The organism is Streptomyces sp. NPDC085900, assembly GCF_044540925.1.
GTDB lineage: Bacteria > Actinomycetota > Actinomycetes > Streptomycetales > Streptomycetaceae > Streptomyces > Streptomyces gilvifuscus.
Genome location: NZ_JBITSP010000004.1, coordinates 724,803 through 738,854 on the forward strand (window position 1 = coordinate 724,803; position 14,052 = coordinate 738,854).

Genomic DNA, 14,052 nt, shown 5'->3' on the forward strand with positions numbered 1-14,052 from the left:
CACGTCGGCCCCTAGGCGGCGCCCCCCTTCGTGTCCTTCTCGTCGTCGACGATCTCCGCGTCCACCACGCCCTCTTCCTCGTGGCCCGCCTGTTCGTGGGCCGTGCCCTGGTCGCCGGTCGGGCCCTCGGTGCCGGCGGCGTTCGCGTACATGGCCTGCCCCATCTTCTGGCTGACGGTGGCGAGCTTCTCGACGCCCGTCCGCAGTTCGCCGGTGTCGGCGTTCCGCTCCAGGAGCCCCTTCAGCTCCGTGGTGGCCTCCTGCACCTCGGACTTGGTGTCGGCCGGGATGCGGTCCTCGTTGTCCCGGATGAACTTCTCGGTCTGGTAGACGAGTTGTTCGGCCTGGTTGCGGGTCTCGGCGGCCTCCCGCCGCTTGCGGTCCTCCTCGGCGTACTGCTCGGCCTCCCGCATCATGCGGTCGATGTCGTCCTTGGGCAGCGCGCTGCCGCCGGTCACCGTCATCTTCTGTTCGCGGCCGGTGGCCAGGTCCTTCGCCGAGACGTGCATGATCCCGTTGGCGTCGATGTCGAAGGCCACCTCGATCTGCGGCACGCCCCGCGGGGCCGGCGGCAGCCCGGTGAGGTCGAAGACGCCCAGCTTCTTGTTGTACGCGGCGATCTCCCGCTCGCCCTGGTACACCTGGATGCCCACCGAGGGCTGGTTGTCGGTGGCCGTCGTGAAGATCTCCGAACGCCGGGTCGGGATCGTCGTGTTGCGCTCGATGAGCTTGGTCATGATGCCGCCCTTGGTCTCGATGCCGAGGGACAGCGGGGTGACGTCGAGCAGCAGGACGTCCTTGACGTCGCCGCGGATGACACCGGCCTGCAGGGCGGCGCCGACGGCCACGACCTCGTCGGGGTTGACGCCCTTGTGCGGGTCCTTGCCGGTGAGCTCCTTCACCAGTTCGGTGACGGCCGGCATGCGCGTGGAGCCGCCGACGAGGATGACGTGGTCGACCGCGGACAGCTTGATGCCCGCGTCCTTGACCGCCTGGTGGAAGGGGGTCTTGCACCGGTCGAGCAGGTCGGCGGTGAGCTCCTGGAACTGCGCGCGGGTCATCTTCTCGTCGAGGTGCAGCGGCCCCTCGGCGGAAGCGGTGATGTAGGGAAGGTTGATCGTCGTCTCCGAGGAGCTGGACAGCTCGATCTTCGCCTTCTCGGCGCCCTCCCGCAGCCGCTGCAGGGCCATCTTGTCCTTGCCGAGGTCGACGCCGTACTGCCCCTGGAACCTCTTGACCAGGTGCTCGACGATCCGCTGGTCCCAGTCGTCGCCGCCGAGGTGGGTGTCGCCGTTGGTGGCCTTGACCTCGATGACCCCGTCCCCGATCTCCAGCAGGGACACGTCGAAGGTGCCGCCGCCGAGGTCGAAGACCAGGACGGTCTGCTCCTCGCCCCGGTCCAGGCCGTAGGCGAGGGCGGCGGCCGTGGGCTCGTTGATGATCCGAAGGACTTTCAGGCCCGCGATCTCCCCGGCCTCCTTGGTGGCCTGCCGCTGGGAGTCGTCGAAGTACGCGGGGACGGTGATCACGGCGTCGGTGACGTCCTCGCCGAGGTAGGACTCCGCGTCCCGCTTGAGCTTCTGCAGGACCCTCGCGGACAGCTCCTGCGCCCGGTAGCGCGTGCCGTCGATGGAGCCCTGGTCGGGGAAGCGCCAGTGCGCGTCGCCCATGTACCGCTTCACCGAGCGCGCGGTGCGCTCCACGTTGGTCACGGCCTGCCGTTTGGCGACCTCACCGACGAGCACCTCCCCGTTCTTGGCGAAGGCCACGACCGACGGTGTGGTCCTGGCCCCCTCCGCATTGGCGACGACCGTGGGTTCGCCGCCCTCCAGGACGGCAACCACCGAGTTCGTGGTCCCGAGATCGATCCCGACCGCACGTGCCATCTCCGTCCCCTTCCGCCAGGCACTTCCCAGACTCCAGCACAAAACTTGAGTGCGCTGTTGTCAATGCCGCGTAGGTCCCGGGTACTCCCGGAAAACGGCTCCCGAGTACCCCGGAAAACGACGGTGCCGCGCTCCCGGGCGGGGGCGCGGCACCTGGGGCTCGTGTTCAGGCGAGCTTGGCCGACAGGGTGATCGTCGTGCCGGTCAGGGCCTGGCTGACCGGGCAGTTCTTCTTGGCGTCCTCGGCGGCGGCGACGAAGGCGTCCTCGTCGATGCCGGGGACCGTGCCCTCGACGGTGAGGTGGATGCCGGTGATGCCCTCACCCGGCTGGAAGTTCACGTCCGCCGAGGTGACGAGCTTGGTGGGCGGGGTGCCGGCGCCGTTCAGGGCGTGCGACAGCGCCATGGAGAAGCAGCTGGAGTGCGCGGCGGCGATCAGCTCCTCGGGGCTGGTCTTGCCGTTCGCGTCCTGGGAGCGCGAGGCCCACGTCACCGGCTGCGCCTCGATGGCCCCGGAGGAGTCGAAGTTCACGACACCGCTGCCCTCGAGCAGGTTGCCTTCCCATACGGTGTGTGCGGAGCGCGTGGTTGCCACGGTGAGTCCTTCCGAATTCCTGCTGTTGCTTGCGCTCCCATCCGATCACATTCCGGCTCAGCGCACCCGGAAGACCGGCCCGCGGGGGGTGAACGGCAGCCGTGCTCCCTGCGGGATCAGATAGGCGTGCTCGCGGCGGACGCGCAGCACGTCGCACCAGCCGTCGGTGATGACGAGGACGGGTGCGCCCGGCGGGAAGTCGTCCGCCCGGTGCAGCAGATCGATCCCGGGCTGCAGGACCGTACCGCCGCGGCCGTGCACGCGGACCCGGCCCGCGATCTCGGTCACCGGCAGATAGCCCGCGTCGTGCGGGGCGGCGTCGCAGAAGACGACGCGGGCGGCGGGCACGTCGCGGGCCTCGGCGTACGAGGCGATCGCGCCGAGTGCCTTGCCCAGCAGCGTGTGGTTCATGGAGCCGGAGGTGTCGAGGACGACTCCGAAGGTGCAGCGGGCGATCTCCTCGGGCGGGAAGTAGTGGCCCGCGCGCGGGATGTCCGGGGTGGAGGACTGGCGGCGGGAGGGGCGCGCGTAGGTCCGGACGGGCTGCGGGCTGGGCACGAACTCGTCGAACCAGCGGGCGAGTCGGGCGTCCCAGGGCAGGGGCGGCTGGCTGAGCGCCCGGATCTCCTCGACCAGGCCGCCCGGCAGATAGCCGCGTTCCTGCCGCTGGTGCAGGTCCAGGCCCTGGCCGAGGCCCCGGCGGTAGAACTCGTCGAGGTCGACATGGGTGCAGGGCGGGCCGAGCGGGGCGCCGAGCACATCGCCGACGCCCTTGCCGCGCAGGGTGGCCGGCCGGCGCATGCGGCGCAGGTCGCCGGCGATGCGGTCGTAGACCTCCTCGGCGGACAGGCCGGCGAGCGCGGGGTCGTGGAGCAGGCCCTCGGGCATGGTGCCGACCTGCATCTCGCACAGCCAGCCGTTGATGACGTAGTCGCAGGCGATGTTGAACAGGTAGGGGTCGCGGGTGCCGCAGCGGTCGCCGTGGCGCAGGGCGGCGTGCAGCATCTCGTGGGCGAGGACGAACCGCCACTCCTCGTCGTCGAGTTGGCGCAGGGGGTTGACGTAGATCTCGCCCGCCTCCGGGTTCACCGCGGCCACGGATATGCCGTGGGCGCGGGCGAGTTCGGCGTCGGCGACGAGAGTGATGCCGGCCGCGATGCCGCCGAGCAGCGGGTAGGAGGAGACGAACCAGCTCAGCGCCTTCTGCCACGGGCGCCGCGGGGCCGCCTGACCGTCGAGGGAGTCGCGGCGGCCGCCCGCCATGTCCATCGCCGCGGACACGGTCCTGGTCAGGGCTGCGGCGAACGCCAGCTGGTGGTCCGGTGGGGCGCCGTACCAGCCGTTCCATCCCAGGAGCAGCTGGTCGGGCTCGGCGCCGGCCGTGCCGCAGCGCTCGTAGGCGGGCGGGAGGCCGTCCCGGCGCCAGCGTGCGGCGAGTTGCTCCTCGTCGCCGTCGGGATAGGAGGCGGGGAGGTCTTCGGGGGTCTCGCCGACGGTGAAGTCGAGCAGGAAGCGGTTGACGACGACGCAGCGCGCGGCGAGGTCGAAGCGGTCCGGCTGGACGCGCTCGCCCTTGGCCGCCGGGACGTGCCCGAAGCCGAGGTGGAGGACGGCGTGCGCGAGCGCCCAGGCCCAGGCGGCGGGTTCGGCGAGGCGTTGGGGGTGGACGTGCAGGTCAGCGTCGGAGTCGACGACCACGAGCCCGTCGCGCGGGGCGAGTCGGCACTCCTCGTGCCGGCACACGTCGAACTCGACGGCCGCGAGCGCCGGGTTGGCCTTCACCAGGCGCATCCCCTCGGCGAACGCCTCGGCCGCGGGGTCCCGCTTCTTCTGCCCCTTGCCCTTGGTACGGCTCACCGCCGCGCCTCCACCAGCCGCGGCATGTCCCGGGCCGCCTCGATGAGGAACCACGACGGCAGTACGGGGTTGCCGTCCTCGTCGGAGGCGATGACGGTCTGGGCGACCTCGACGGAGATCTCCGCGAGCTGCACCAGCAGCGACTTGGCGCGGTACGCGGTCTGCCGGCCGTTCGCCGACATGTGCTCCTTGCTGACCGGGAGTTCCTTGACCAGGCGGCCGCGGAAGGACTCGGCGAGGTAGTACAGCAGGTCGCGGTCCTCGACGCGGTTCGGCCAGGGGGCGTCGCCCTTGATGATCGCCTCGATGCCGTACCGGCTGCGCACGATCTTGACGTAGCCGCAGAAGGCGGTGGCGTGCGCGGGCGTCAGGGTGCCGTGCGCGAGCACCTTGAGGGTGTCCTCGTCGAGGTCGCGGCCGAAGGAGTGCAGCGCGTCGGAGAGCATGTGCCAGGAGCGGGGCGTGGAGAACGGCTCCTCGGTTTTCGGCGGCCTGGACCACAGGTGGTCGGGCCGGTCGGTGAGGTGGTCGAGGATCCAGGGGTGGATGCCGTTGCCCGCGGCCCAGGCCAGCCAGTCCTTCGCGGAGGCCTCCAGGTGGACGTGGGTGAGGCGGTTGACCAGGGCGGAGGCGATCGGGCGGGCGAGGGCGCTGTCCGTGGCGCGGTTGCCGGCGCCGATGACGATCGAACCCTTCGGCAGCTCGTAGTCGCCGATGCGGCGGTCGAGGATGAGCGAGTAGAAGGCCTTCTGCACGTCCGGGGTGGCCGCGTTGAGCTCGTCGAGGAACAGGCAGTACGGCTCGTCGCGGGCGATCGCCTCCGGCGGGCAGAACACCGACCGCCCGTCCCGGATCTGCGGCACGCCGATCAGGTCCTCCGGCGCCAGCTGGGTGCCGAGCAGGCTCACGCACTCCAGACCCAGCGAATCGGCGAACTCCCGCACCAGCGAGGACTTCCCGATGCCGGGGGCGCCCCAGATGAACACGGGCCGGACGGTGGCCAGGCCCAGCAGCAGCTCGGGGATACGGGCGGGAGTGACGGTGACAGCGGCCTGCAAGGGGTTCCTTCGCGTTCGGGTGCACGGCGACTCGAACAGTGTGAGCCGGTGCCCGAACCGGCGCAGCCCATTTTCGGGGGCCCTAGGCCGCCCGCTCCCCCTCCTCGAGCAGCGGCACCTGGGGGCCGTCGGCCTCCCGCAGCCAGCGTCGCAGGACGCGGTGCACCCGCTCGGCGCCGACGAGTCCGCCCCCGTCGTCGACCGGTGCCGACAGGGCGACCGGCGACATCAGGAAGGGCCTGCCCTGCGCGCCGCCGAGCCCGCCGTGCGAGCCGATCTGCTCCTCGAAGGCCAGGACCTCCCCGTCGGCCGGGTCGTGGAAGGAGTTGACCATGATGTCGGCGGTGTGCGGGAAGGAGTGCGTGCGCCGCACCGCGTCGGCCGCGCCCGGTCCGAACGCCTCCAACGGGCCCGCCTTGTCCTGGAGTTCGTCGAGCGGGATCTCGGCGCCGTACGCGCCGAGCACGACCCCGCCGTGCTGCTCGCTGCGGACGAGGAGGAAGCCGATGCCGGGGTGATTGGCGAGGGTCGTCAGCAATGCCGGGTGACGGGCGTCGATCTCCTCCTTGCTCATCCGGTGCGGCACGTCCGGGAAGGAGACCAGGCCGAGGTTGCCGGAGGCCAGCACCAGCGGCTCGGCTCGGCGGCCGGATGGGTGGTACCGCTCGCCGCCCTCCACCGGCCTGCGCAGGGCCGCGCGCACGGCGGCGCGGGCCTCGGCGCCGCTGTGGGTGTGCCGCGCCCGGCGCGGCACGGGCAGGCCGCAGCCGGCCCGCACCAGGTCGCCGAGGCTCAGGCCGTAGCGGGAGCGGAAGGTCTCGCCGGGGCTCTGCCCGTGGTCCGACAGCACGACGATCCGGTACGGCCGCGGGGCGTGCTCGGCGACGTTCGCGATGAGGGCGAGCGAGCGGTCGAGGCGTTCGAGGACCTTCCCGGCGTCGCGGCTCGTCGGGCCCGAGTGGTGGGCGACCTCGTCGTAGGCGACCAGGTCGGCGTAGACGGCGGTGCGGCCGGCGAGCATGTCGCCCATCACCGCGGCGACCACGACGTCCCGTTCGACGACGGTCGCGAAGGCGCGGACGAACGGGTAGAGGCCGCCGCGCGACACCCGCGGGCGCTGCCTGCGGATCCGGGCCCCGGTGGACTGGCCCATCTCGCGGCCGACCTCGGCGACGAACGACATGGCGGTGCGCACGGCGTTGGCGGGGTCGGAGAAGTAGGCGAAGTAACCCGCCCGGGAGCGGTTCTCGCGGCCGCGCCTGCGGGTGGCGATGGACAGCACCAGGGCCTGCTCGTCGGCGCCACCGCCGAAGAGGTTGCCGCGGCTGGCCCCGTCGAGGGTCAGCAGGCCGCCGTCGCCGGTGAACTCCACGGCGCGGCGCTGGAGTTCCGCGGCGCTGGTCGGGCGGTTGCAGACCATCACCTCGCCGGTGTCCTTGTCGTACCAGCGGAACGCGGGGACGTCGTGGTTGGTGCCGTGCAGGATGCCGAGCTGGCTGGCGCCGGTCTGGCTGGACCAGTCGGTGCGCCAAGGGGTGAGCCGGTGCGTGGAGTCAAGCCACCGCGCGACGGTGGGCATGATCCCCTTGTCGACCGCGCCCACCAGGACGTCGTGGCCGACGCCGTCGAGCTGCACGAACACGGTGCCGGGCGAGACCGGGCCGGGCGGCAGGCGTCCGCGGCGGCGGTCGGCGAGCCGGTAGAGCCGCCGCCGGTAGGCGTCGTCGTCGCGGACGGCGAGGGCACCGCCGGTGGCGGAGGCGACGGCGGACATCACGGCGGCCACCACCACGGCGGTCTCGGGTGCCGCCTCGGCGCTGCTGGCGGGGTTGAGCCGGAGGGCGACCAGCAGCAGGGAGCCGTTGAGGACGAAGACGAGCAGCCCCAGCACGAGCGCGGGCACGAGCAGCAGCAGCCGCACCAGCAGCGGCCAGACCAGGGCCGACAGCACACCGAAGGCGCCGGCGCCGACGGCGGCGGTCACGGCGATGTGGGTGGCGCTCTCGCCGTCCGGGGACTGCAGGCGGAAGTCCGGCAGGATCCCGGCGAGCACGAGCATGGTGACCGTCGAGACGGCCCACACCGTGACACTCCGGCCCATCTGACTGGCGATCCGTCGCCAACGCCCGCCACGCACGCCCACACACCTCACGTCCCGCCCGTCGTCGATGCGGGCCTGGACCAAGCCTGTCATACGAGGTCCGGCGGGGGCGGGGCGTTCCGTGGGGGCGGTTTCAGCGCCCGTCGTAGCCGGCCGTCGGCATGGACAGCCTGCGGTGCACGCGGGCCTTCATCTGGGCGTCGTAGCAGGGTTCCTCGAAGCCCACCGTCTCCACCCGCACACCGCGCCGCGCGCACTCCGCGGTGAACTCCTCCACGGACGACAACGCGCTCTCCAGCACCCGACGGCTCGGCGCGACGAACAGGTCGAGCCCGGGGCGGACGCCGTCCCACAGCACGCAGTGGTCGGCCCGCAGGCCCCGTACCAGAAGCTCCCGGCTGACGATGTAGCCGCGCTCGGCCGCCCAGCGCGCGCACATCGCGTGCTGACTGCGGGAGTCCACCAGGAAGGGATCGGCGTCCAGCTCCTCGAGCGGCGTCAGACTCGCGATCGCCGTGACGCGCACGCGCATCGGTCCCATGGCGTCCCCCTCACCTCCGGGTTTCGCCGCCGACCCTACTCCAGCCCGTAGGCTTCGGGGAGTCGCGCGAAGGAGGCAAAGAAGGTGCCGGTGGAGATCACCTGGTGGGGTCACGCGACCTGCACGGTCGAGGACTCGGACGTACGGGTGCTCACCGACCCCTTGTTCGCCCGCCGCCTCGCCCATCTCCGGCGCCGCAGAGGCGCGCTGCCACCGCCCGGCGCCTGGCGCGCGGACGTGGCGCTCGTCTCCCACCTGCACGCCGACCATCTGCACGTGCCCTCGCTGGAGCGGCTAGCCGAGGGCACGCGCCTGCTGGTGCCCCGGGGCGCACCCCGGGCGGTACCGGGACTGCGCCGGCTCACGCACCTCCGGCTCACCGAGGTGGCGCCCGGCGACCGGCTGACCTTCGGTGACGTGACCGTACGGGTCGTGCCCGCCCTCCACGACGGGCGCCGGCTGCCGATCGGCCCGCACCGCTCCCCCGCACTCGGGTACGTCGTCGAGGGCCAGGCGCGAACCTACTTCGCCGGGGACACCGGCCTGTTCGACGCGATGGCGCGGGAGGTCGGGCCGGTCGACGTGGCCCTGTTGCCGGTGGGCGGCTGGGGGCCGCATCTCGGTGCGGGCCATCTGGACGCGGGGCGGGCCGCGCAGGCGCTGGCCCGGCTTGCGCCGCGCAGCGCCGTGCCGGTGCACTACGGCACGTACTGGCCGATCGGGATGGACGCCGTGCGCCCCCATGAGTTCCATGCGCCGGGCGACGAGTTCGTGCGCCTGGCGGCCGACCACGCGCCGCAGGTGGCGGTGCACCGGCTCGGGCACGGGGAGAGCGTGCGACTGGAGGTCGCTCGGTGATGTGGCTCGCCGACGCCGTGACCAGGACCGTGGTCCCCGAGTCGACCCAGCAGGCCATCGGCTATCCGTCCCTGTTCCTGCTCGTGCTGTTCGGGGCGCTGGTGCCGGTGATCCCGACGGGGGCGCTGGTGAGTTCGGCGGCCGTGGTGGCCTTTCACCAGACGGCGCCGTTCGCGCTGGCGATGGTGTTCGTGACGGCGTCGGTGGCCGCGTTCCTCGGGGACGCGGCGCTGTACTGGCTCGGGCGGCGCGGGATGAAGTCGAAGAACGGCTCCCGCTGGCTGGAGGCGATCAGGTCGCGGGCGCCGGAGGAGCGGCTGGCGCAGGCGCAGGAGAAGCTGGCCGAGCACAACGTCTCGGTGCTGGTGCTGTCGCGACTGGTGCCGGCCGGCCGGATCCCGGTGATGCTGGCCTGTCTGATGGCGAAGTGGCCGCTGCGGCACTTCGCGCGGGGCAACCTGCCGGCGTGCCTTGCGTGGGCGGCGACGTACCAGGTGATCGGGATCCTGGGCGGGTCGCTGTTCCCGGAGCCCTGGGAGGGTGTGGTCGCGGCGGTCGCACTGACGGTGCTCGTCAGTGCGGCCCCCGGCATCTGGCGCCGCCTCCGGCGGACGACGACCGCGTAGCGGGCTACTCCAGCACCCGCGACGCCCCGACCGGCAGGTCCCACAGGTCGGCGCGGTCCAGTCCGGCCTTCTCCCAGGCCGCGCGTACGCGGGTGAGCGGTTCCAGGACCGGCTCCGCCGACAGCACGAATGTGCCCCAGTGCATCGGCGCCATGCGCCGCGCGCCGAGGTCCTGGGCCGCTCTGACCGCCTCCTCCGGGTCGCAGTGGACGTCGCTGAGCCACCAGCGGGGGTCGTAGGCGCCGATGGGCAGCAGGGCGAGGTCGATGCCGGGGTAGCGCTCGCCGATACGGGAGAACCAGTGGCCGTAGCCGGTGTCGCCCGCGAAGTGGACGCGTTGTCCGTCGGGGGCGGTCAGGACCCAGCCGCCCCACAGGGAGTGGCAGGTGTCGGTGAGGGTGCGCTTGGACCAGTGGTGGGCGGGGACGAAGTCGAAGCGGACGCCGTCCAGTTCGGCCGCCTCCCACCAGTCCAGCTCCGTGACCTCGGTGAAGCGCCGGCGGTGGAACCAGCTGCCGAGGCCGGCGGGCGCGAACACCGGGGTGTCGCGCGGCAGCCGGCGCAGGGTGGGGGCGTCCAGGTGGTCGTAGTGGTTGTGGCTGATGACGACCGCGTCGACGCGCGGCAGGGTCTCCCAGGGGATGCCGACCGGCGTGATGCGCGCCGGGGTGCCGAGGATACGACGGGACCAGACGGGGTCCGTGAGGACGGTCAGTCCGCCTATCTGCACCACCCAACTGGCGTGGCCCGCCCAGGAGACGGCCACCGTGCAGGCGTCGACGCGGGGCAGGGGGGCGGGGGCGAAGGGGAGCCTGGGGATGTCGGCGAGGCCCTCGCGGCCGGGGCGCACGGAGCCTTCGCGAGCGAAGCGTGCCATGGCCTTCAGGCCGGGCAGGGGGGCGGTCAGGCGGTCGTGGAAGGTTCGCGGCCACGCCCTGCGTTCGCCCAGCGGGCGGGGCTCGGCGAGCGGCGGGATGGGGGGCGCCGGCGCGAACCCCGGCGTCGGCGCCGGATCGTCCGCTTCCCGGGTGGTGGTCGACTCGGACTGCTGCGTCATCGAGGAGGCTCCCATCGCTGAGCGTCGTCGCGGAGATCGTCGAAGACCGACTTCACATGACTCAACGCGCGTTGCACGTGTGGCAGTTCCAACGGCGCGGGGGACGTGAGACATTCCGCGCGCTCGTGGTCCGTTCGGCCCAGCAGCGGGCCGGTGGACAACCGGACGCGCAGGGCGCCCAGTTCGTCCCCGAAGCGGTGGCCGCCGGGCGCGGGCATGCCGAGCCGGACGGCGAGGAAGTCCTCCAGTTCCTGGGCGTCGCCGACGCCGTGGGCGGTGAGGGCGGTGCGCAGCGGGGCGAGATCGGCGTAGACGTGACGGCCGGCCTGCGGGGGCAGGGAGAAGGTGCCGGCGCGCGCGAGCACGCCGTGCAGGGCCGCGGCCACGCGCGCGTGCAGGGACACGGCGGCGCCCACGCGCGTTGTGACCGGCAGGGGCTCGCCGAGCGCGTAGGCGGCGGCAGCGGCGACGGGGCCCGCGATACGGGCCCCGAGGGCGGTGAGGATGTCCAGCACGCGCGCGTGGAGGCCGGTTCCGTTCGCGCCCTCCGGGAAGCGGGCCACCGCGGCCGGCCAGCCCGGCGGCAGCAGCGCGCCGGCCAGGTCGGTGACGACGGTGACCCGGTCGGGCAGCATCTCGGCGGGGCTGACCCGCACGGTGTCGCGCGGGGCGTGCAGGGTGTCGCGCCAGGTCTCGTCGCTGACCAGGTACAGGCCCTCGCCCGTGGCGGCCTCCACGCACGCGTGCATCGCCTCGGGCGGGGCCATGGTGGCGGTGGGGTCGTCGGCGACGGACACCACGAGCAACCGCGGGTCACCGCCCTCGTCACGCACCCGCCGGACGGTCTCCAGGAGGGCGTACGGGTCCGGGACGCCGCCGCACTCGGCCGGCGTCGCGACGTGGAAGACGGGTCTTCCCAGCAGGCGTGCGTACGGCGCCCACCAGGCCGCGCACGGCCGGGGCACCAGGACGTCACCGCCGAGCGCGGCGGTCAGCGCGAGCAGCAGCGCGGGGGCGCCGGGCCCCGCGGCGACCCGCTCGGGTGCGGTGGCGAGACCGCGCCGCTCCCAGTAGCCGCAGGCGGCCTCCAGCAGAGCGGGGCCGCCGCCGACCGGTTCGGCGTCGGCGCGGGCGGCGGCCGCGGCGAGGACGGCGGTCAGTTCGGGCAGTACGGGCAGGCCGTCCTCGGGGAGCGGCGGCCCGAAACGGACGGGGCCGTGGCCTTCCGGGTCCGTCCGCGGCATCCCTACCTCCGTTGTGACTGCTCGCTGCGCCGGGCGGCCGACGGTCGCGCCTCCCGGGGCGGTGGTGCCGTCCACTCCCCCGCTCGTGCGGTGCGGGTCGGGTCCCTGAGCTCTGAGTACCCCGTGAGCCGTCGCCTCATGAGGGTCCCCCGGGTCGTGCGGGTCACACCCGTTGATCTTCCGGTCAGCCGCCGGCCCTGGAGTCGCGGTGGCGCAGCCGGTGGGCGGCGGCGCCCAGCGCGCCCGCGATCAGGACGCCGCCCGCGACCAGCGCGGGCACGGAGTCGGTGAAGGTGCCGCCCTCACCGGCCCGGACGCCGCGCTGGACCGGCGCCGTACCGCAGCCGTCGGTGCGCTGTTGCTCACCGCACGTCCGGCTGCCGTGGGCGCCGAGATCGACCTTGAACGTGGCGCTCCAGGCGGCGCCGTGCCCGCCGGGCGCGGCCGGGCAGGTGCCGTTCACGGTCCAGGCCGAGTCCGCGGTCACCGCCCCCGGGGGCACCGAGTCGGGGCGGACCGCGTTCGTGGGCACCGAGTCGGGGCCCACCGCGTCCGGGGCGGCCGCGTCCGGGGCGGCCCCGTCCGGGGGTACGTTGTCCGGGCCCACGGCGTCCGTGGGCACCTGGTCCGGGCCCACGGCATCCGGGTCCGCCGCGTCGGGAGACACCGAGTCCGGGCCCACCGCGTCCGGGATTGCCGTGTCCTCCGGCGCGGCCGCGTCCGGGGCCGCGGTGTCCGGGCCCAGCGGGGCCGGGCCGCCGTCCTGCAGTTCGGTCGCGGAGGCGATGCGGGCGGTGCCGCGGTAGGTGACCCCGGCGGCCCGCTCGTCGTTGCCTGCGACGCGTTGCAGCTGGACGGTGCCCTCGTCGAAGGCCTGCGAGGTGGCCGCCATGGTGGCGGGCGCCTCGCCGCCGGTGGATTCGCAGGAGACCGAGACGGTGACGGTGCCGCCGGGCGAGGCGGTGCCGGGGCTGACCTCCGAGGCCGGGTCCGCGAAGGCGGCCGTCGCGGGGAGGCCGACCGCGGCACCGGCCAGGGCCGCGGCGGAGAGGACTCGGGCGGTGCGGCGCATGGGGTGGGCTCCTTCGAGCGGCGTCTGCGGACGGGTCACGCAGGGCGTGCCTCGTCCCCATCACAGCCCTCCCACCGCCGACCCGCGCGCGGCCGAGCACCATTCGCGTCACACGCTGGGCCGAGCGGGTGACGGTGGCCGGAGGCACCGCGCAACACAAGGGCCGCCCGGAGGATGTGCGCTCCGGGCGGCCCTTGCGTGCGCGGTGCTACGCCGTCCCGTCCAGCACCTGTTCGCGTACGCGGCTGCAGCAGCGGCTGATCAGCCGGGACACGTGCATCTGCGAGATGCCCAGCTGCTCGGCGATCCGGCTCTGCGTCATGTCTCCGAAGAACCGCATGTACAGGATGGCCCGCTCCCGTTCGGGCAGCGCCGCCAGCCGGGGTGCGACGGCCTCGCGGTCCACGACCGTGTCGAGGGCGGGGTCGGACGAGCCCAGGGAGTCGCTGAGGGAGTAGCCGTCCTCGCTGCCGGGCAGTTCGGCGTCGAGGGAGAGGGCGGTGAAGCTTTCCAGGGCTTCCAGGCCGGCCAGCACGTCCTCCTCGCTCATGTTGGCGTGCTCGGCGATCTCGGCGACTGTGGGCCTGCGGCCCGAGACGGTCTGGGTGAGGTCCTGGGTGGCGAACCGGACCCGGTTGCGCAGGTCCTGGACCCGGCGCGGGACGTGCAGGGTCCACATGTGGTCGCGGAAGTGCCGCTTGATCTCACCGGTGATGGTGGGCACGGCGTAGCTCTCGAAGGCGTTGCCGCGTTCGGGGTCGTACCGGTCGACCGCCTTGACCAGGCCGAGGGCCGCGACCTGGCGCAGGTCCTCGTAGTTCTCGCCGCGGTTGCGGAACCGTCCGGCGAGCCGTTCGGCCATGGGCAGCCAGGCCTCGACGACCTTGTCGCGCAGTGCGTCGCGCCGCTCGCCGGGGGGCAGCGTCGCGAGCTGGCGGAAGGCTTCGGCGGTGTCGGGGGCGTCGTCGTGCGGGTGGTGCTTCGCGGTCACTCGGGTGGGCATGGTACGTCCCAACTCCCTAGGTGGTGCTCGGGGATGGACGGTCACCGTGGGAGGAGAGCCACGCGGTCGGGACAGGCGCGGCCGGGGCGGCGCCGACGGGCGCTCCCACGGACGTGCCTCCTGTCCGAAGCACTGATTCTGCGCCTGCCCCGGA

General features: G+C 73.4%; 12 protein-coding genes. 2 read left to right on the forward strand and 10 right to left on the reverse strand.

The genetic code is table 11. The features are described from left to right. Positions 1-11 precede the first annotated feature (11 nt). From dnaK to ACIGDI_RS17335, 6 genes are all read right to left on the reverse strand, one after another. Positions 12-1,886 carry a molecular chaperone DnaK gene (dnaK, locus tag ACIGDI_RS17310; RefSeq protein WP_399896946.1) on the reverse strand — a complete coding sequence of 625 codons (1,875 nt, stop codon included), beginning with the start codon at positions 1,884-1,886 and terminating at the stop codon, positions 12-14. A 166-nt stretch (positions 1,887-2,052) separates the two neighbouring features. Continuing rightward, a complete protein-coding gene (locus ACIGDI_RS17315) occupies positions 2,053-2,481 on the reverse strand; it encodes an OsmC family protein (RefSeq protein ID WP_200697819.1) in 429 nt (142 codons plus the stop codon). Between the two features lie 57 nt (positions 2,482-2,538). After that, positions 2,539-4,272 (reverse strand): hypothetical protein, encoded by a 1,734-nt coding sequence (locus ACIGDI_RS17320; protein ID WP_399897668.1) that lies wholly within the window; start codon positions 4,270-4,272, stop codon positions 2,539-2,541. Between the two features lie 62 nt (positions 4,273-4,334). Beyond that, on the reverse strand, positions 4,335-5,396 hold the full coding sequence (locus ACIGDI_RS17325) for an ATP-binding protein (RefSeq protein WP_399896950.1): 1,062 nt from the start codon (positions 5,394-5,396) through the stop codon (positions 4,335-4,337). Positions 5,397-5,478: 82 nt separating this feature from the next. Continuing rightward, positions 5,479-7,497, reverse strand: coding sequence for a phage holin family protein (locus ACIGDI_RS17330; RefSeq protein WP_399897671.1), 2,019 nt, complete (start codon positions 7,495-7,497; stop codon positions 5,479-5,481). A gap of 133 nt (positions 7,498-7,630) precedes the next feature. Continuing rightward, positions 7,631-8,038: a hypothetical protein gene (locus tag ACIGDI_RS17335; RefSeq protein WP_200697823.1), complete on the reverse strand. Its 408-nt coding sequence runs from the start codon at positions 8,036-8,038 to the stop codon at positions 7,631-7,633. An 84-nt stretch (positions 8,039-8,122) separates the two neighbouring features. On the opposite strand from ACIGDI_RS17335, the gene ACIGDI_RS17340 reads away from it, so the two are divergent. Both ACIGDI_RS17340 and ACIGDI_RS17345 read left to right on the forward strand, forming a co-directional pair. Beyond that, positions 8,123-8,896: an MBL fold metallo-hydrolase gene (locus ACIGDI_RS17340; RefSeq protein ID WP_399896954.1), complete on the forward strand. Its 774-nt coding sequence runs from the start codon at positions 8,123-8,125 to the stop codon at positions 8,894-8,896. Continuing rightward, positions 8,896-9,522: a DedA family protein gene (locus tag ACIGDI_RS17345; RefSeq protein ID WP_399897674.1), complete on the forward strand. Its 627-nt coding sequence runs from the start codon at positions 8,896-8,898 to the stop codon at positions 9,520-9,522. The genes ACIGDI_RS17340 and ACIGDI_RS17345 overlap by 1 nt, the downstream gene beginning before the upstream one ends. Positions 9,523-9,526: 4 nt before the next feature. On the opposite strand, the gene ACIGDI_RS17350 is transcribed toward ACIGDI_RS17345, so the two are convergent. The 4 genes from ACIGDI_RS17350 to ACIGDI_RS17365 all read right to left on the reverse strand — a co-directional run bounded on the left by ACIGDI_RS17350 (position 9,527) and on the right by ACIGDI_RS17365 (position 13,898). Next, the gene (locus ACIGDI_RS17350) at positions 9,527-10,579 is read right to left on the reverse strand and encodes an MBL fold metallo-hydrolase (protein WP_399896957.1); all 1,053 of its coding nucleotides are present in this window, start codon (positions 10,577-10,579) and stop codon (positions 9,527-9,529) included. Beyond that, positions 10,576-11,823: an aminotransferase class I/II-fold pyridoxal phosphate-dependent enzyme gene (locus tag ACIGDI_RS17355; protein ID WP_399896960.1), complete on the reverse strand. Its 1,248-nt coding sequence runs from the start codon at positions 11,821-11,823 to the stop codon at positions 10,576-10,578. The genes ACIGDI_RS17350 and ACIGDI_RS17355 overlap by 4 nt, the downstream gene beginning before the upstream one ends. A gap of 184 nt (positions 11,824-12,007) precedes the next feature. Next, the gene (locus ACIGDI_RS17360) at positions 12,008-12,895 is read right to left on the reverse strand and encodes a hypothetical protein (protein ID WP_399896963.1); all 888 of its coding nucleotides are present in this window, start codon (positions 12,893-12,895) and stop codon (positions 12,008-12,010) included. A 208-nt stretch (positions 12,896-13,103) separates the two neighbouring features. Then, positions 13,104-13,898 carry an RNA polymerase sigma factor SigF gene (locus ACIGDI_RS17365; protein WP_399896966.1) on the reverse strand — a complete coding sequence of 265 codons (795 nt, stop codon included), beginning with the start codon at positions 13,896-13,898 and terminating at the stop codon, positions 13,104-13,106. Between the last annotated feature and the right edge of the window lie 154 nt (positions 13,899-14,052).